The organism is Streptomyces sp. 150FB (assembly GCF_000818195.1).
GTDB lineage: Bacteria > Actinomycetota > Actinomycetes > Streptomycetales > Streptomycetaceae > Streptomyces.
In genome coordinates this window covers 7968250-7984781 of sequence record NZ_JTHL01000001.1, presented here as the reverse complement: position 1 = coordinate 7984781, position 16532 = coordinate 7968250, and the positions used below count along the sequence as shown (strand labels likewise).

The following is a 16532-nucleotide window of genomic DNA, read 5'->3' as shown; positions in this document are numbered from 1 at the left end:
CGGGCCGCCGGTCGTGTACGGCGGCCGAGGCCGCGTGCAGCGCCCTCGCCCGGGCGCTCTCGCGCGCGACGGCCTCACCGTCACGTCCGGCGGCGAAGTCCTGGAGCAGCGAATCGACGACGTCCCAGGGCGGGATCTCCACCCCGTCGAGGCAGGCCCGCATTCCGGCCGGGTCCCGCTGCGCGAAGACGCCGTACCAGCCGCCGCCCGGGTCGAGCAGTGTGGTGAGGTCGCGCAGGTATCGCGCGAACGCTCCGCTCTCCGCCGGGAGTTGATGCACCGCCATCGCTGCCGCCCGTCCCTGCCACGCCATTGGTCCCTGGCATTCGACCTCAGTCGTGTTACGGGAGCGCTACGGACAGTTTTCGCCCGGGGACGGAGCTGAGCCGAACCGGCGGGCTCGAAGGGAGAACCGACCGGTCCAAAAGCGGAAGCCGACAGCCTCAGAAGCCGACAGCCTCAGAAGCCGGCGGCCTCAGAAGCTGACGGCGATCCCGGTCTGCGACCGCCTGCCGCGCTTGACGATCTTCGCGGGCCAGTCGATCAGCCAGAACTGCCAGCCGTACTTGCGCCCGAGCAGGCGCCGCACGTCCTCGGTGCCCGCTTCGTCGAGCAGCCGCGCCGTGCCCTCGGCACTCGGCGCGCCCTGCTTGATCCGGCCCCGCACATCGCAGGCCGTCACCATGACCCGGCCGTTGTTCCGGATGCGCTTGACCTTCCAGGTCTGGGTGTTGGTCCAGATGAAGAGTTCGCCTCCGTCCACCGCGTGCCAGACGGGGGTGGCGACACCCGTGCCGTCCTTGCGATAGGTGGTGAGGCTGACATAACGGCTGCGGCCGAGTTCGTCGAGGGTGGTCACGGCGTGACCCTACGCCGCCGACGGGTTTCCGGCATGCGTGAGGGTCTCCCAGGCGACGAACAGGTCGTCCGTGCCCGCCGGGCGCTGCTTCTCGGCGAGTCTCAGCGTCTGAGGCAGCCGCAGGTGCATCCGGCCCTGGAGGTGGTTGAGCAGGACCTCGACATCGGGCCCCATCGTCCGTACGACCTTGCCTCCGCACAGCCACGAAGGGGCGGCGGCGCCGAGTTGGTAGCGCGCGTGGAACTCCAGCGCGGACCGCAGCCGCTCCGCCTCCTCGGTGTACAGGTCGACGCCCTGGTGCCAGGCCGTCTCCGCGATGTGCGCGGTGGAGGCGAGCGAGTAGCCGATATGCATGAAGTTGCGGCAGGTCTCCTGGCCGAGGCCGTCGGCGAAGGCCCGCTGGCCGAACCAGTACGTGGAGAGCGCGGCCCGTTTGGTGATCGTGCCGCCCGGCGGCGGCTTCGGCAGCTTGCCGTCCGAGCTGAGGTAGAAGTACGCGGGAACCCGCGCGCGGTAGCGGCGTACGGACTGCTCGAAGACCGTGCGGTCCTCCAGGAACACCGCCATCCCGATGGCGGCGTCGGTCATCGTCAGCTCCCAATTCCCGTTGTAGTCGGCCACGTTGGCCGTCACCGCGGGCAGATACGCCTTGCGCAGCATCCACTTGAAGCGCATCACGGACGCCGCGTCCCACCCCGGGTAGCCGGCGTGCATGATCTCGGCGGCCCGTGCCCAGGACGAGCCGGCCCAGGCGGTCTGGAGGTCGGCGTCGTTCTTGGTGTGCCGCTTCACCACCTTCGCCCAGGCGTCCATGATCTGCACGGACTTACGGGCGTGCCGCGCCTCGCCCGTGACGGACCACAGGAGGGCCTGGGTGTAGGCGGCGATCGCGTCCTCGCGTTCGGCGACACAGGCGGGCGCGCCGTGGTTGGAGGCGCAGGCCACGACGGCGGCCGGGTGCGGGGTGTAGCCGGGCGCCGCGTACCGGCTGCGCCGCATCGCTTCGAACGCCGACTTCCAGGGCTCCTGCCCGGCGGCGACCTTCCGCCGTACGGTCGCGAGCTGCGCGCCGCCGACGACGACGCCCGGATGGACGAACCTGGCCGGGCCGCCGTACTTCGCCGCGTCAGCCCCGTGCTGGGACCTGCGGCCCGCACCCCCGGGGGCGCAGGCGGCGAGCAGCAGGAGCGGACCGAGCAGCGCGGCGAGAACGATCTTCTTGACGGACACGTCTCCACGGTCGTCCGGCACCCGGATCCCCGCAATCCGGCGGACGCCCGACGGGTGGCGGCCCGTCACGGAAGTTCAGGCGGCCACGGGTACGGACACGCAGCCCGCCGCGATCTCGTCCATCGACAGACCCAGCGCGCCGGCCAGCGCCGCCACGGTGAAGAAGGCCGGCGTCGGGGCGCGTCCGGTCTCGATCTTGCGCAGGGTCTCGGCCGAGAGACCGGCGACAGCGGCGACCTCGGCCATGCTGCGCGATCCGCGCGCCGCGCGGAGCAGACGGCCCAGCCGCTCGCCCCGCTCGTGCTCTTCGGGGGTGAGGGGGTTTCGTACCATGCCGCCATTCTAATACCGCTCAGATCGGTATAGTTATTGGCATGGTGGAGATCAAGACTGACGCGTCCCTGGAGTCCATGCGCGCCGCCGGGCAGGTCGTCGCACAGGCACTGACGGCGGTACGGGAAGCGGCGGCCGTCGGCGTCCATCTCTCGGCGCTCGACGAGACCGCGCGAGCTGTGCTGCGCGAGGCGGGGGCCGGATCGCCGTTCCTCGGCTACCGCCCCGACTGGGCGCCCGTCCCCTTCCCCGCCGTCATCTGCGCCTCGGTCAACGACGCGATCGTGCACGGCATCCCCGGCTCGTACCGGCTCAGTGACGGCGATCTCGTGTCGATCGACTGCGGCGCCGTGCTCGGCGGCTGGGTGGGCGACGCCGCGGTCAGTTTCACGGTCGGGCGCGCACGCCCCGAGGACACCCGGCTGATCGAGACGGCGGAGGAGGCGCTGGCCGCCGGCATCGCCGCCGCTGTCGTCGGCAACCGCGTGGGGGACATCGCCCACGCGGTCGGCCGGGTGTGCCGCGCGGCCGGGTACGGCATCCCCGGCGGCTTCGGCGGGCACGGTGTGGGCCACACGATGCACCAGGACCCGGGCGTACCCAACGAGGGCCGCCCGGGCCGGGGGATGAAACTGCGGCACGGCATGGTGCTCGCGATCGAGCCGATGCTGATCGCGAGTGGCACCGACCGGCACTACACCGGCCCCGACGGCTGGACGGTCCGCACACTGGACGCCAGCCGCGCTTCCCACGCGGAACACACTGTGGCGATCACGGACGAGGGCCCGCGCATCCTCACACAACTGTGAGAAGCGCGGGCCCACGCGGGAGACGCTGACGCCACTCCCCTGCCTACTGCTTGCCTGCCTTGTGCACCACCATCGCGGAGCCGCCACCCCTGCGGACCGTCTCAGCCGCAGCCTGCCAGCGGCCGTCGGGCAGCCGCTCGATACCCGTGGCCGCGCCGATCTCCGGATTGAGCGTGAAGGCGTGGCCGAGCGCTTCCAACTGTCCGCGCAACGGGCTGTTGTACAGGGCCGGTTCAAGCTCCGTCGTGGCGGCGTTGCGCTGGCTCGCCCTGGGTGCGGCGATCGCGTCCACCAGTGGCAGCCCACGGTCCAGCCGGCCGGTCAGCGTCTGGAGCACGGTCGTGATGATGGTCGCGCCACCCGGCGAACCGACCGCCAGGACAGGCTTGTTGTGCGAGTCCAGCACGATCGTCGGCGAGATGGAGGAGCGCGGACGCTTGGCCGGGCCCGGCAGGTTCGGGTCGTGGACGGCCGGGTTCGCCGGGGCGAAGGAGAAGTCCGTCAGCTCGTTGTTGAGCAGGAAGCCCCGTCCCGGCACGGTGATCCCGCTGCCGCCCGTCGACTCGATGGTCAGTGTGTAGGCGACGACATTGCCCCACTTGTCGGCCGTGGTGAGGTGTGTGGTGTTCTCGCCCTCGTACGTGGTCGGCGCGGCGGTGCCGCCCGCCCCGCACGCCGTCGGATGGTTCGGGTCACCGGGCGCCAGGGGGCTCTTCAGCACCGCGTCGTCCTTGATCAGGCAGCCGCGCGAGTCGGCGAACCGCTGGGACAGCAGTCCCTTGGTCGGCACGTCCTCGAAGGCCGGGTCGCCGACCCAGCGGCCCCGGTCGGCGAAGGCGACCCGGCTCGCCTCGATGAAGTGGTGCAGGTACTGCGCCTGGGAGGCCTTCGAGAGGTCGGTCCGTTCGAGGATGTTGAGCGCCTCGCCGACGCTGGTGCCGCCGGAAGACGAGGGCGCCATGCCGTACACGTCGAGTCCCCGGTACGAGACCTTGGTGGGCGCCCGGCCCACCGTGCGGTACGACGCCAGGTCGCCGGCCGTCAGGTCCCCGGTGCGGACGTTCCTGGTGGAGCCGGCGGCCACGGGCGGCTTGCGCACGGTGCGTACGATGTCGCGCCCCAGCCCGCCCCGGTAGAGCGTCCCGATCCCCTGGCGGCCCAACTCCTCGTACGTACGCGCCAGATCGGGGTTCTTGAAGGCGGAACCGACGACCGGGAGCTGCCCGCCGGGCAGGAAGAGCTTCGCCGTGGCCGGGAAGTCGGCGAACCTGGCCTGGTTGTCGGCGGTCTGGGAGCGGAAGGTGCTGTCGACGGTGAAGCCGTTCTTCGCGAGCTTCTCCGCCGGCTTCAGCATCTGTCCGAGGGATCGGCTGCCCCAGTCGCGGAGCGCCGTGTCCCAGGTGGCGGCCGTTCCGGGCGTACCGACGCTCCGGCCGCTGGTGACCGCGTCCTCGAAGACGAGCGGCTTGCCGTTCTCCAGGAAGAGCGAGGAGTCCGCCGACTTCGGCGCGGTCTCGCGGCCGTCGACCGTACGGACCGTACGGGTCTTCGCGTCGTAGTAGACGAAGTAGCCGCCACCGCCGATACCGGCGGAGTACGGCTCGGTGACGCCGAGCGCGGCCGCGGTGGCCACGGCGGCGTCCACCGCGTTGCCCCCGTTCCTGAGCACCTCGATGCCGGCGGCCGTGGCGTCGGGGTCCACGCTCGCGACCGCTCCCCCGTAGCCGGTGGCCACCGGGGTCTTCGCGGGGGTCCGCGGTGTGTCCTGCGTATGACGCGCCATGGGTGGGGCCGCGGCGCCGACAGCGAGCGTGGCAGCCACCACGGCCACCACCGACACCTTGCGTGTTGCGGAGCGACGCATCCGTACCTCCAGTCAAGAACCGTCCGCGCAGCGTAACTTCACCGCGCCTGCCCCGTCAGCACCTCCCCGGACAACGATGCGGCGGGGCCGCTAGCATGCGCGCCCATGACTGACGACGTACGCAACATCGTGCTCGGCGTGGTCGCCGTCGCCATCGGCGCGGCCGTGGGCTGGATCGCCCGTACCCATCTCTGGCGGCGCAAGCTGCGCAGGAAGCAGGTGTTCTTCGGGCTGCCGGACAGCTCCGAGTGCCTGCTCGTCGTCAGCCGTGAGGCGGGCGGCGAGGGTTCGGTCCACCGCTACGACGTCTTCGCGCTGCTGGAACTGGCGGCGCTGGTCAAGGACTGCGGCGCGCACGCCCAGATAATCCAGCACGACACGGCCAGGCAGGGCTTCGGCGAGCGTACGGAGTTCTGCTTCGGCGGTCCTACCACCAACCGCCGGATAGCCGCCCACCTCACCTCGCTGCTGCCCGGCGTCGCGATCAACACCCAGCCCGAGCCCGGACCCGACCGGGGCTCCTTCCAGATCGGCACCGAGCGCTACCGCATGGATCCCGGGGTGGCGGAGTACGTGCTGCTGGCGCGGCTCACGGCGGGCCAGGAGTCGAGACCGGTCTTCCTGCTCTGCGGGCAGCGGGCCATCACCCACCAGGCGGCGGCGCGCTATCTGGCGCGGCACCACGAGAAGCTGTCCCGCAAGTACGGCAGGGGCACGTTCTGCCTGCTGCTGAAGGTGGTCAACTCGGGGGCGTACGGCCCCGATGTGGTCGAGCTGGTGTCCGACGTGACGCGGGCGGCCACGGAGCCGGCGCCGGTCGTCCGTACGTCGCACCGCGCCACGGAGCAGTAGGACGGCCGCAGGAGACGCGCCCCGGGTGAGCGGGCCCCGCACGCGGCCCCGGGACCAGGCGAGCGGGCCCCCGTCGCATGGCTCTGCGACGGGGGCCCGCTCGGCCCGGCAAGCCGGTGAACCAGACTGAGTCTGGCGCCGTACAGCCGTGACCCGCTCCATCCCGGACACGACCCGACCGGCTCGCAGCTGACCTTCCACCCGCCGGCGTCCGCCCGAGGTGACTGGCGGTCCGCAGTGCGAGAAGTGATCTCCGGCTGCTGCCGGGCGGGCACTGCCCCTGAACTACTGCACGGCCGGCAGCAGCGTCCCTGGTTGGGCCGGGGCGACACCCTCGGCCTTGGTTCTCGGTAGGGATGAACGGCAAATCGTAGTCGAGATTCGGCGCGATGAGTTTGCCCTGGCGTCAGCGCAAACTATCCAGCCCGGCAAGGGACTTCGTACTCGACACGCATAAATGCGGCATAAGCCGTATTTACTGCAACGGGTAGGGGCTCGGCCGTTCGGGGCCTCAGGCTTCCGCGGCCTCGGCGTACACCTGGGAAAGCTCGGGCGCGCCGGTGACCGCCCACTCGATGCCCGCCTCGACGACCTGGATCTCCCGCCCCGAGGCGAGCCGCACCACGGGGTGGCCGCCCGGCCAGATGTGCCAGACGGCGTCGGGCACGGTGAGAACGATCACCGTGCCCAGATAGAGACCCGCGTCGTTACCCAGCCAGGGGAGTTCCTCCGGGTCGTCACGCCAGCGCGGCGGCAGTTGGTCGAGCGCTTCGAGGGATTCCGGTGAGTCGTCGAGCCTGAGGCCGAGCTGCCCCGCCCGGACGCGCAGCAGCTCGCACTCGGAGAGCAGCTCGGCCACGCCCTCCTCGTCGCCGCCGACGGCGGAGGCGAGTGATGTGCCGCGGTCGCCGCCGGCCCTCTTGCGCCAGTTGTCCAAGAAAGGGATGTTCATACCGCAAGACTGCCATCGTGCCTGCCGGGGCACCATAGGGCGCGCGGCTCAGACGTCGAGGTCGACCACCACAGGCGCGTGGTCGGAAGCGCCCTTGCCCTTGCGCTCCTCGCGGTCGACATAGCTGTCCTTGACCGCTCCGGCCAGCGCCGCGTTCCCGTACACCAGGTCGATGCGCATGCCCCTGTTCTTGGGGAAGCCCAGCTCGCGGTAGTCCCAGTAGGTGTACGGGCGGTCGTACTTCAGGGGGCGGGGCACCACGTCCGTGAGCCCCTCGGCGCGCAGCGCGGCGAGCGCGGCCCGCTCGTCGGGGGTGACATGGGTGGCCCCCACGAAGCGGGAGAGGTCCCAGACGTCGTCGTCGGTCGGCGCCACGTTGAAATCGCCGAGGACGGCGAAGGGGCGCGACCCCGCCGCGTCGTCGGCCACCGTCTTACGGAGGGCGTCGAGCCAGCGCAGCTTGTACGCGTAGTGGTCGTGGCCCACCTCGCGTCCGTTGGGCACATAGACCGACCAGAGGCGGACGGGGCCGCAGGTGGCGCCCACGGCGCGCGGCTCGGTCACGCCGTCGTACTCCGGGCCTTCGGGGAGGCCCTTGACGACGTCCTCCAGGCCGACACGGGAGAGCAGCGCCACGCCGTTCCACCGGCCCGTGGCGTTGACCGCCGACTCGTACCCGGCCGCGCGCAGCTCCTCGGCGGGAAACTGCTCCTCGGTGGACTTGGTCTCCTGGACGCACAGCACGTCGGTGCCGCTGCTCTCCAGCCAGGCCAGCAGCCGGGGCAGCCGGGCGGTGATCGAATTGACATTCCAGGTCGCGATGCGCATGCCTCACAGCCTATCGGCGGGGTCCGACAGTCCGGCACGCGCCGATGTCCCGGGCCGATGCCCCGGGCCGATGCCCCGCCCGATGTCACCGCCCGCCGAGGGGGCCGGTCCTTCAGAGATCCGTCGAGGCACCCGGGGCGAGCCTGCCGTGTTCCGCGCCGCCCAGATTGCCGATCTGCATGTCGTACATCGGCCTGGCCAGCTCCTTGAGCAGCACGTCATGGATGTCGATGGCGCGGCGCGGGTTGACCTCGCGCACGTAGTCGATCACCTCGGAGATCTTGTTCCAGGGCGCGTGCACCGGCAGCATCAGCGTCTCCACCTGCTGGTCCGGGACCGTCAAGGCGTCGCCCGGGTGGAAGACGGAGCCGTCCACGAGGAAGCCGACATTCGTGATCCTGGGGATGTCCGGGTGGATCACCGCGTGCAGTTCGCCGTACACCTGTACGTCGAATCCGGCGGCGCTGAAGGTGTCGCCGTGGCCGACCGCGTGCACCCGTCCTGGGAAGGCGGCGGAGACCTGGTCGGCGACGCTGCGCGTCGTCCACAGCTCGGCCGCCGGGTTGGCGTCGAGCGCGGCCCTCAGCCGGTCCTCGTTGAAGTGGTCGAGGTGTTCGTGCGTGATGAGGACGGCGTCGGCGCCGAGCGCCGCGTCCTCCTCGCTGAAGGAGCCGGGGTCGATGACGAGCGTCTGCCCGCCCTTCTCCAGCCGGATGCAGGCGTGCGTCTTCTTGGTGAGCTTCATCATCGACCGTCCTCGCTCGTCGTACGTGTCCTGTCCGCTCCCGCTCGGCGGTCGTCGTCGCCACCGGGCCCCCTGCCCATCGTGCTACGTATGGGGCTTCGTCTCCTCCTGGATCACGGCCCGCGCGACCTTGAACGCGGAGTTCGCCGCGGGGACACCGCAGTAAATGGCCGTCTGGATCAGCACCTCCTTGATCTCGGCGGGGCTGAGGCCGTTGCGGAGCGCGGCCTTGGTGTGGAAGGCCAGCTCGTCGAGGTGTCCGCCGGCGACGAGCGCGGTCAGCGTCACCGCGCTGCGCATCCGGCGGTCCAGCGCCTCCCTGGTCCACACCTCGCCCCAGGCGTAGCGGGTGATGAACTCCTGGAAGTCCCCGGAGAAGTCGTCGGCCTCGCCGAGGGCGCGGTCCACGTGCTTGTCGCCGAGGACCTCCCTGCGTACCCGCAGGCCCGCCTCGTACGGGTCGGCGCGCATGGCTGAGACCGCCTGCGGCTGCTCGGCGGGGGCGATCTCCGCGACCGGGCCCACCATCGCCGAGAGGGGCGGCACAAGCCCCTCGGGCAGGATGGTGATGCCGGTGGAGGTGTCGGACGGGTTGTACCAGGCGGTGGAGAAGTGCCGTACGAGCAGATCGGTGACGGCGCCCGGCTGCTCGACGGGGGCGAGGTGCGAGGCGCCGGGGACCAGCGCGAGCCGGGCGTCCGGTATGCCGGCGACCAGGGTCCGCGCCTCGGCGGGTCCCGTCACCTTGTCCTCGGCGCCGACGAGGACCAGCGTCGGCACGATGATCCGGCCGAGCTGCGCCCTGATGTCGAAGGCGGCGAGCGCCTCGCAGGCGGCGATGTAGCAACCGGGGTCCGTGGTGCGGACCATCTGGACGGCCCATTCGACGATCGCCGGCTGGGCGGCGGCGAAGCCCGGTGTGAACCAGCGTTCGGGGGCGGCGCGCGCCATCGGGTCGAGCCCGTTGGCCCGTACGATCACGCCGCGCTGGCGGAACTCGTCGGCGGTGCCGAACCGTGGCGAGGCGGCCACCAGAGCGAGCGAGGCGATGCGGTCGGGCCGGCGCAGCGCCAGTTCGGCGCCGATGGCTCCGCCGATGGAGCACCCGGCGTAGCCGAAGCGCTGCACGCCGACCATGTCGAGCGTGGCCAGCAGCCGCTCGGCGAGTTCGGGGACGCCGGGGGCGGCGTGCGCGGGCGCGCCGCCGTGTCCGGGGAGGTCGAAGCGGAGCACCCGCCACTGCCGGGCCAGCTCGGGTACCTGCCTGTCCCACATGTGCCAGGTCGTGCCGAGCGAAGGCCCGAGGATCAGCACGGGTGCGTCCTCAGGACCGTCCATCCGGTATTGGAGCGTCTTGATAGGTGTCGTCTCACTCACCCGCGTCAGGTTAGTGAGCCCACGGGGCACCTGGGGTCACGGGGTGCTCTTCAGCACGTTGTGGAGATGGGTGTGGAGATCACGGGGTGGTTGTGGAGACGACGAACACCCTTGGGAATCCGGGGTCGGTGAGGTCGACGACGACGTCCTGGCTGGGCAGCGGGGCCTTCTGCTTGTGAACGAGGCCTGCCCAGTCGTGGCCGGGGATGTCGAAGTTCCAGCCGACGACGTTCCTGTCGCGGGCCGGGATGGTGATGGCGCCGTCCTTGAGGGCGGAGCGGTCGGTGCCCATCTCCATCAGGAAGGTGTCGAGGCGGCCCGAGGTCAGGTCGAACTGGGCGTACAGCCTGCTGGACTTCCAGTTGCTCGTCTCGTAGTAGCGCACGCCGGTCGCGCCCCCGGAGATGGGTACGTCGTAGATGTCGCGTTTCATCCGCGCGGGCCGAATCGGCTGGAGTCCGGTGGCCATGGACTCCGCCTCCTTGTCCCGGCCGCTCTGGCGGCTCTGTTCGGCGGAGACGGCCAGGTAGCCGGCCGGGATCCCGACGAGCAGGAGGATCACGACGGCCGTCAGCCAGCGGCGGCGGTTGCGGTGCCTTCTGTCCTCCGGCGGCCGGCCCTCCACGTCGGGGAGCTGATGCGGAGGCTGCGTGGGCGTGCTCATGACGGCGGTTCCTGGCTCTGCGGGGTCCGGGGGGTCCTGATGGCCTGGGCGTAGCGCTCGTACCGCTCGTGGCGCTCCACCCGGCGGCGGGTGGCGCGCCGGAAGCGGCGGGCGACGAGCCTGGCCAGGTCGGCGGCGCCGACCATGCCGGCCTCCGGGCCGAGTTCGGCTTTGACGATACGGGCCTCGGGACGGTAGCCGCGGCCGGTGAGGTGGCGGCGGAAGGCGTCGCGGGCCGGGACGATCAGCAGGTCGTCGGCCGCGCTGACGCCGCCGCCGATGACGAAGCAGGACGGGTCGAGTGCGGCGGCCAGGTTGGCGATCCCGACGCCGAGCCACTGGCCGATGTCCTGGAACAGCTCGACGCACATCGCGTCGCCCTCGCGGGCGAGTTCGGTGATCAGCGGTCCGGTGATCTCGTGGACGTTGCCCTTGACGCGTTCGATGAGGCTGTAGGCGACCGGGGAGTCGGCGGCCGCCAGCTCCTTCGCCTCCCGTACGAGGGCGTTGCCGGAGCTGTACTGCTCCCAGCAGCCCCGGTTGCCGCACGGGCAGCGGTGGCCGCTCGGGACGACCTGCATGTGCCCGAACTCGCCGGCCACACCGAACTTGCCGCGCTTGACCTGCCCGTCCTCCAGTATCGCGCCGCCGATACCGGTACCGAGCGTGATCATGACGAGGTGGTCCTCGCCACGGCCGGCGCCGAAACGCCATTCGGCCCACGCCGCGGTGTTGGCGTCGTTGTCGACCATCACGGGTACGGCGAGACGGCCGGCGATCGCGTCCCTGAGGGGTTCGTCGCGCCACGCGAGGTGCGGGGCGAACAGCACCTTGGAGCGGTTGGCGTCGACCCAGCCGGCCGCGCCGATGCCGACGGCGTGCACGTCGTGCCGGTCGGAGAGGTCCAGGACGAGTTCGACGATGGTGTCCTCGACGACCCGGGGGCTCTTGGACTTGTCGGGCGTCTCGGTGCGGATCTTCTCCAGGATGTTGCCGTCGGGGTCGACGACCCCGGCCATCACCTTCGTACCGCCGATGTCGATGCCGACGGTCGGTACCCGGGGCGCGGTCAGCAGGGAGCGGCGTTCACGGGTGCCGACGGTCCGCAGGACGGTGGCGCGGGCCGAGCCGCGATGGGTGAAGTCCCGGTACGTGCTCATCGGCCCCGCCCCCCGAGCCCCGTCCGGCGGCCTCTGCGGCGTGTGTGTGGAGTCGGCCTGGCTGCTCGCACGAGTCGTGTCGTCCCTGCGGGGTCGGGGCCTGCCGCCCGGGTGGACGGCGGCGGCGGACGGTGCCCACCGAGGCAGATTCTGCCATCCGCGTCCCTGGAGGTCGCGGCGCGGCCCGCTCGGACGTGCGACGACCTTGCTCACATCGCCGGCCGCGCCCCTGTGTGGGCCCGGCCGGCGGCCGTATCAGGCACTGTCGGGGGCGTTGCCGCCCAGATGGGTGGGGACGGGCGCCTGTTCCAGCTCGTGGCTCAGCTCGTCCAGCTCGGAACCGCCCGCCATCTGCCGGGTCAGCTCGTCCAGGGTGACCGAGTCCTTGGTGTGGCTGCCGGCCATCACACCGCGCTTGAGCAGGATGAACCGGTTGCCGACGAGGTAGGCGTGGTGCGGGTTGTGGGTGATGAGGACCACGCCGAGCCCGGCGTCGCGTGCGGCCGCCACGTACTTGAGCACCACACCGGACTGCTTCACCCCGAGGGCGGCGGTCGGCTCGTCCAGGACGAGCACCTTCGCGCCGAAGTGGACGGCACGCGCGATCGCCACACACTGCCGCTCACCGCCCGACAGGGTGCCGATGGGCTGGTCGACATCGCGCAGGTCGATGCCCATCCGCAGCATCTCGGCGCGGGTGGTCTCCCGCATCAGCGCGACGTCGAGCCGTTTGAAGGGACCGCTCCCCCTGGTGGGCTCGGAGCCGAGGAAGAAGTTCCGCCAGACGGGCATGAGCGGTACGACGGCCAGGTCCTGGTAGACCGTGGCGATGCCCAGGTCCAGGGCCTCCCGCGGGGAGGCGAGGGACGTCTTCGCGCCCTCGATCAGGAACTCGCCCGAGTCGTGCTGGTGCAGCCCCGAGATGATCTTGATGAGGGTGGACTTGCCGGCGCCGTTGTCGCCGAGTACGCAGGTGATCTCGCCCGCGTGCACCTCCAGCGAAACGCCTTCCAGGGCGCGGACGTTGCCGTAGTACTTACTGACGTCGTCGAGCTCGACGAGCGGCGTCCCGGGGCCGGTGGCGGCGTCCCGTGCCGTGTCGGTCTCTTCGGTGTTCTTGATGTGTTCCGTCATCGAGAGGCCTCCGCACGCTTGCGCACCCACGCGTTCAGCAGGGTGGCCAGAAGGAGCATCGCTCCGAGGAAGAACTTGAACCAGTCCGGGTTCCACTCCGCGTACACGATGCCCTTGCTCGTCATACCGAAGATGAAGGCACCCACCGCCGAGCCGACCGCCGAGCCGTAGCCGCCGGTGATCAGGCAGCCGCCGATGACGGCGGCGATGATGTAGATCAGTTCGTTGCCGACGCCTTCGCCCGACTGGACGACGTCGAACGAGAACAGCAGGTGCTGCCCGGAGATCCAGGCGCAGAACGCCACGCCCAGGTAGAGCCCGATCTTGGTCTTGATCACCGGGACCCCGACGGCCCTCGCCGCTTCGGCGTTGCCGCCCGCGGCGAAGATCCAGTTGCCGAAGCGCGTACGCAGCAGGATCCAGGTGGCCAGGGCGATCAGCGCGATCCACCACAGGATGGTGACCTTCAGGTCGACGTCGCCGACGGTCCAGGTGGAGGCGAAGAGCTTGCTCGCGGAGCTGAACCCCTCCATGTTGCTGATCGACTTGGTGGAGACGGATTCGCTGATGTACTTGGTCAGGCCGAGGTTCAGCCCGGTGAGCATCAGGAAGGTGCCCAGCGTGATGATGAAGCTGGGCAGTTTCGTCCGGGTCAGCATGAAGCCGTTGAAGGCCCCGAAAGCCAGCGTGACCAGCAGCGAGACGAACACGCCGACCCACACGTTCGCGGTCATCTGGTAGCTGAACATCGTGGAGATCAGCGCCGAGCTGGTCACCATCACACCGGCGGACAGGTCGAACTCGCCGCCGATCATCAGCAGCGCCACCGGGACGGCCATGATCCCGATCGTCGACGACGCGTACAGCACCGTGCCGAGGCTGGAGAGCTGCAGGAACGAGTCGGCCACGATGGAGAAGAAGAGGAAGACGGCGACGGCTCCGACGACCGACCCGAGTTCGGGGCGTCCCATGAACCTGCGCAGCGGCGAGGGCCGCGTCAGGCGCTCGTCGCTCCCCGAAGGCACCCCGCCGCCCGGTGAGGGGCTCACGGGTGGTGCGGTCGTGGTCATCGGGTCCCCCGCTTCGTGTAGGCCTCCAGCGCACCGGCGTCCTGTTGCGTGACGATCTGCGGTCCGGTCAGCACGGGTTGGCCGCCGCCGAGCACATCGGCGTTGTAGCGGTAGAGCCAGAGCAGGTCGACGGCCTCGTACCCCTGGAGGTAGGGCTGCTGGTCGACGGCGAAGCCGAGGGTGCCGGCCTTGAGGGACGAGGCCACCTTGGCGTTGAGGTCGAAGGTGTCGACCTCGGCCTTGCTGCCCGCGGTCTTCTTCGACTGGACGGCGGCGTCGGCGAAGGGCGCGCCCAGCGTGACGACGGCGTCGATGCCCTTGTCGGCCTGGAGTTTGGCCTCTATGGACGCCTGGACGTCCGGCATGTTCGTGCCGCTGACGTACAGGTTCTGCATCTGGCCGGTGAAGGCCTTCTTGGCTCCGGCGCAGCGCTGTTCGAGGCCGACGTTGCCCTGCTCGTGGATGACGCAGAGAGCCTTCTTCTTGTGGCGCTTGTCGAGTTCCTCGCCGACGGCCTGTCCAGCGATGGCCTCGTCCTGGCCGATGTGGCTGAGCGCGCCGAACGCCTTGGACTGCTCGGCACCGGAGTTCACCGTGATCACCGGGATGCCGGCCTTGCGCGCCTTGGCGAGTACGGCCTTCATGGCGTCCGGCTTGGCGAGCGTGACGATCAGCCCGTCGACCTTCTTGTCGATGTAGGACTGGACCAGCTCGGCCTGCTGCTGGCCCTGGTCGCTGTGCGCGTAGAGGAACTTGACGTTGTCCTTCGCCGCCGCCTGCTTGGCGCCGTTCTGGACGATGTCCCAGAAGGTGTCGCCGTCGCCCGAGTGGGTGACCATCGCGACGGTCCAGTCGGGTGTGTTCACCGCGGACCGCCCCTGGGCCGCGGCTTGCTGTGCCCGCTTCTCGGCGCGCAGGCCGCCGGTGCTGCTGCATCCGGCGAGAGCCGATGCCCCGAGCACCACGGCGAGTACCCCGCTGAAAGCGCGTACCCCTGTCCGAACCCTTGTCACGACGCCATGCCCCTCTCGCGGTCCTTCTCGGTGCGGCCGGGGAGATACGGGAGGTACGGAAGGTACGCGGACCCGGGCCCGGCCGCCCAAGTATCGGCCATGGCTGTTCGATGGATGTTCATCGGGTCTGTATCGGATGTGCATCGTCTGCGCATCGGAACGTGCGGGTGACGAACAGTTGCCAGGGGGCTCAGGGACGGACGAGAAGCTGGAATTCGAAGGCGTAGCGCGAGGCGCGGTAGATGTGTGAGCCGAATTCGACGGCGCGACCCGTGTCGTCGAAGGTGACGCGCTCCATGGTGAGGACGGGCGCTCCGGGCCCTTCGGCGAGCTGTCCGGCCTCGTCCGCGGTGGCGGCGCGGGCCCCGATCGTCTGGCGGGCGCTGTGCAGGGTGATGCCGCCCGCGCGCATCATGCGGTACAGGCCGGTGGCTTCGAGCTGCTGGGTGTCGCAGTCGAACATCCCGGTCGGCAGGTGGTTGCGGAGGTACGCCATCGGCTCGTCGTGCGCGTACCGCAGCCGCTCGATCAGCCGCACCTCGCTGCCCTCGGCGACCGCGAGCGCGGCGGCGACCTCGGCCGTGGCCGGCTGGAGCGTGTTGCGCAGGACTCGGGTCGCGGGGCGCTGGCCGGCCGCCTCCAGATCGTCGTAGAGGCTGCTCAGCTCCAGCGGGCGCTTGACCTGGCTGTGCACGACCTGGGTGCCGACGCCTCTGCGGCGGACCAGCAGGCCCTTGTCGACGAGCGACTGGATGGCCTGTCTGACGGTGGGCCGGGACAGCCCGAGGCGTCCGGCGAGTTCGATCTCGTTGCCGAGAAGACTGCCGGGGGCGAGGCGGCCCCGTTCGATGGCGGCTTCCAACTGCTGTGCGAGCTGGAAGTAGAGCGGGACCGGACTGGTGCGGTCGACGCTGAGCTGGAGCGGCTTGGCGTGGTCCGCCTCCTGTCCTGGCTGCGCTGTTCTCGGCTGTTGGGGCACGTCGCCGAGAGTAGTCCCGCGCCATGTTGACGGGAAGTCTTGAAGTTCGATTGTCAGGACAAATGCTTGACATCGCGAGGATCGTGCGGCCACCTTGGGGCCATGCGCATCGGACTCATCGGCACGGGCCGCATCGGCACTTTCCACGCGGACGTACTCAGCCGCCATCGCGACGTGGGCTCCCTGGTCGTCGCGGACACGGACTCGGTACGGGCGGCCCAGGTCGCCGACCGGACAGGATCCACGGCAGCCCCCTCCGTGGACGAGATCTTCACCTGGGGCGTGGACGCGGTGGTGATCGCCTCGGCCACGGCGTCCCACGCGGACCTGATCAGCCGCGCGGCGCGCGCGGGCCTGCCCGCCTTCTGCGAGAAGCCGATCGCGCTGGACCTGGCGGGCACACTCGGCGCGCTGAGCGAGGTCGAGGCGGCGGGTACGGCCCTCCAGCTCGGCTTCATGCGCCGCTTCGACGCGGGGTACGGCGCGGCGCGCGAGCTGGTACGGACGGGCAAGCTCGGCCGGCTCCACACCGTACGGGCGATCACCTCCGACCCGGCGCCGCCGCCGGCCGCGTACCTCCCGCTCTCCGGCGGTCTGTACCGCGACTGCCTGGTGCACGACTTCGACATGATCCGCTGGGTCACCGGACGCGAGGTGGTGGAG

Annotated in this window: 17 protein-coding genes and 1 pseudogene; 3 read left to right on the top strand and 15 right to left on the bottom strand. The window is 70.6% G+C overall.

Annotation, left to right across the window (positions count from 1 at the left end):
- The 4 genes and pseudogenes from QR77_RS34325 to QR77_RS34310 all read right to left on the bottom strand — a co-directional run.
- Positions 1 to 286 (bottom strand): annotated as a pseudogene (locus tag QR77_RS34325) (hypothetical protein); the annotation flags it as partial.
- Positions 287 to 475: 189 nt separating this feature from the next.
- Entirely contained in the window at positions 476 to 859 is a 384-nt protein-coding gene (locus QR77_RS34320; RefSeq protein ID WP_040025929.1) for a PPOX class F420-dependent oxidoreductase, read from the bottom strand.
- 9 nt (positions 860 to 868) lie between these two features.
- The gene (locus QR77_RS34315; RefSeq protein ID WP_040029132.1) at positions 869 to 2089 is read right to left on the bottom strand and encodes an alginate lyase family protein; all 1221 of its coding nucleotides are present in this window, start codon (positions 2087 to 2089) and stop codon (positions 869 to 871) included.
- 75 nt (positions 2090 to 2164) lie between these two features.
- Positions 2165 to 2422, bottom strand: coding sequence for a helix-turn-helix transcriptional regulator (locus QR77_RS34310; RefSeq protein WP_040025928.1), 258 nt, complete (start codon positions 2420 to 2422; stop codon positions 2165 to 2167).
- A 41-nt stretch (positions 2423 to 2463) separates the two neighbouring features.
- Here QR77_RS34310 and map point away from each other — a divergent pair, with 41 nt between their 5' ends.
- Positions 2464 to 3231, top strand: coding sequence for a type I methionyl aminopeptidase (map, locus tag QR77_RS34305; RefSeq protein WP_040025926.1), 768 nt, complete (start codon positions 2464 to 2466; stop codon positions 3229 to 3231).
- Between the two features lie 43 nt (positions 3232 to 3274).
- Here the strand turns inward: map and ggt are convergent, their stop codons facing one another.
- A complete protein-coding gene (ggt, locus tag QR77_RS34300; protein ID WP_040025925.1) occupies positions 3275 to 5095 on the bottom strand; it encodes a gamma-glutamyltransferase in 1821 nt (606 codons plus the stop codon).
- A 105-nt stretch (positions 5096 to 5200) separates the two neighbouring features.
- On the opposite strand from ggt, the gene QR77_RS34295 reads away from it, so the two are divergent.
- On the top strand, positions 5201 to 5947 hold the full coding sequence (locus QR77_RS34295; protein WP_040025924.1) for a hypothetical protein: 747 nt from the start codon (positions 5201 to 5203) through the stop codon (positions 5945 to 5947).
- 511 nt (positions 5948 to 6458) lie between these two features.
- Here the strand turns inward: QR77_RS34295 and QR77_RS34290 are convergent.
- The 10 genes from QR77_RS34290 to QR77_RS34245 all read right to left on the bottom strand — a co-directional run bounded on the left by QR77_RS34290 (position 6459) and on the right by QR77_RS34245 (position 15869).
- The gene (locus QR77_RS34290) at positions 6459 to 6899 is read right to left on the bottom strand and encodes a DUF6278 family protein (protein WP_040025923.1); all 441 of its coding nucleotides are present in this window, start codon (positions 6897 to 6899) and stop codon (positions 6459 to 6461) included.
- A 48-nt stretch (positions 6900 to 6947) separates the two neighbouring features.
- Complete coding sequence (locus tag QR77_RS34285; protein WP_040025921.1) at positions 6948 to 7727, bottom strand: exodeoxyribonuclease III; 780 nt, start codon at positions 7725 to 7727, stop codon at positions 6948 to 6950.
- A gap of 112 nt (positions 7728 to 7839) precedes the next feature.
- Positions 7840 to 8472 (bottom strand): MBL fold metallo-hydrolase, encoded by a 633-nt coding sequence (locus QR77_RS34280; protein WP_040029131.1) that lies wholly within the window; start codon positions 8470 to 8472, stop codon positions 7840 to 7842.
- Positions 8473 to 8556: 84 nt separating this feature from the next.
- Positions 8557 to 9849, bottom strand: coding sequence for a 4-carboxymuconolactone decarboxylase (pcaC, locus tag QR77_RS34275; RefSeq protein ID WP_040025920.1), 1293 nt, complete (start codon positions 9847 to 9849; stop codon positions 8557 to 8559).
- 79 nt (positions 9850 to 9928) lie between these two features.
- Positions 9929 to 10513 carry a hypothetical protein gene (locus QR77_RS34270; protein WP_040025919.1) on the bottom strand — a complete coding sequence of 195 codons (585 nt, stop codon included), beginning with the start codon at positions 10511 to 10513 and terminating at the stop codon, positions 9929 to 9931.
- A complete protein-coding gene (locus tag QR77_RS34265; protein WP_040025918.1) occupies positions 10510 to 11673 on the bottom strand; it encodes an ROK family glucokinase in 1164 nt (387 codons plus the stop codon). The genes QR77_RS34270 and QR77_RS34265 overlap by 4 nt, the downstream gene beginning before the upstream one ends.
- Before the next feature lie 255 nt (positions 11674 to 11928).
- Positions 11929 to 12807, bottom strand: a complete 879-nt coding sequence (locus QR77_RS34260; RefSeq protein ID WP_078877490.1) for an ATP-binding cassette domain-containing protein — start codon at positions 12805 to 12807, stop codon at positions 11929 to 11931.
- Positions 12804 to 13877 (bottom strand): ABC transporter permease, encoded by a 1074-nt coding sequence (locus tag QR77_RS34255; RefSeq protein ID WP_040025917.1) that lies wholly within the window; start codon positions 13875 to 13877, stop codon positions 12804 to 12806. Before QR77_RS34255 ends, QR77_RS34260 begins: the two co-directional genes overlap by 4 nt.
- Positions 13874 to 14890, bottom strand: a complete 1017-nt coding sequence (locus tag QR77_RS34250) for a sugar ABC transporter substrate-binding protein (RefSeq protein WP_052489262.1) — start codon at positions 14888 to 14890, stop codon at positions 13874 to 13876. Before QR77_RS34250 ends, QR77_RS34255 begins: the two co-directional genes overlap by 4 nt.
- Before the next feature lie 190 nt (positions 14891 to 15080).
- Positions 15081 to 15869 (bottom strand): GntR family transcriptional regulator, encoded by a 789-nt coding sequence (locus QR77_RS34245; RefSeq protein WP_040025915.1) that lies wholly within the window; start codon positions 15867 to 15869, stop codon positions 15081 to 15083.
- Positions 15870 to 15971: 102 nt separating this feature from the next.
- Here QR77_RS34245 and QR77_RS34240 point away from each other — a divergent pair.
- On the top strand, positions 15972 to 16532 hold a 561-nt coding region (locus QR77_RS34240), incomplete at its 3' end, for a Gfo/Idh/MocA family oxidoreductase (protein WP_040025913.1).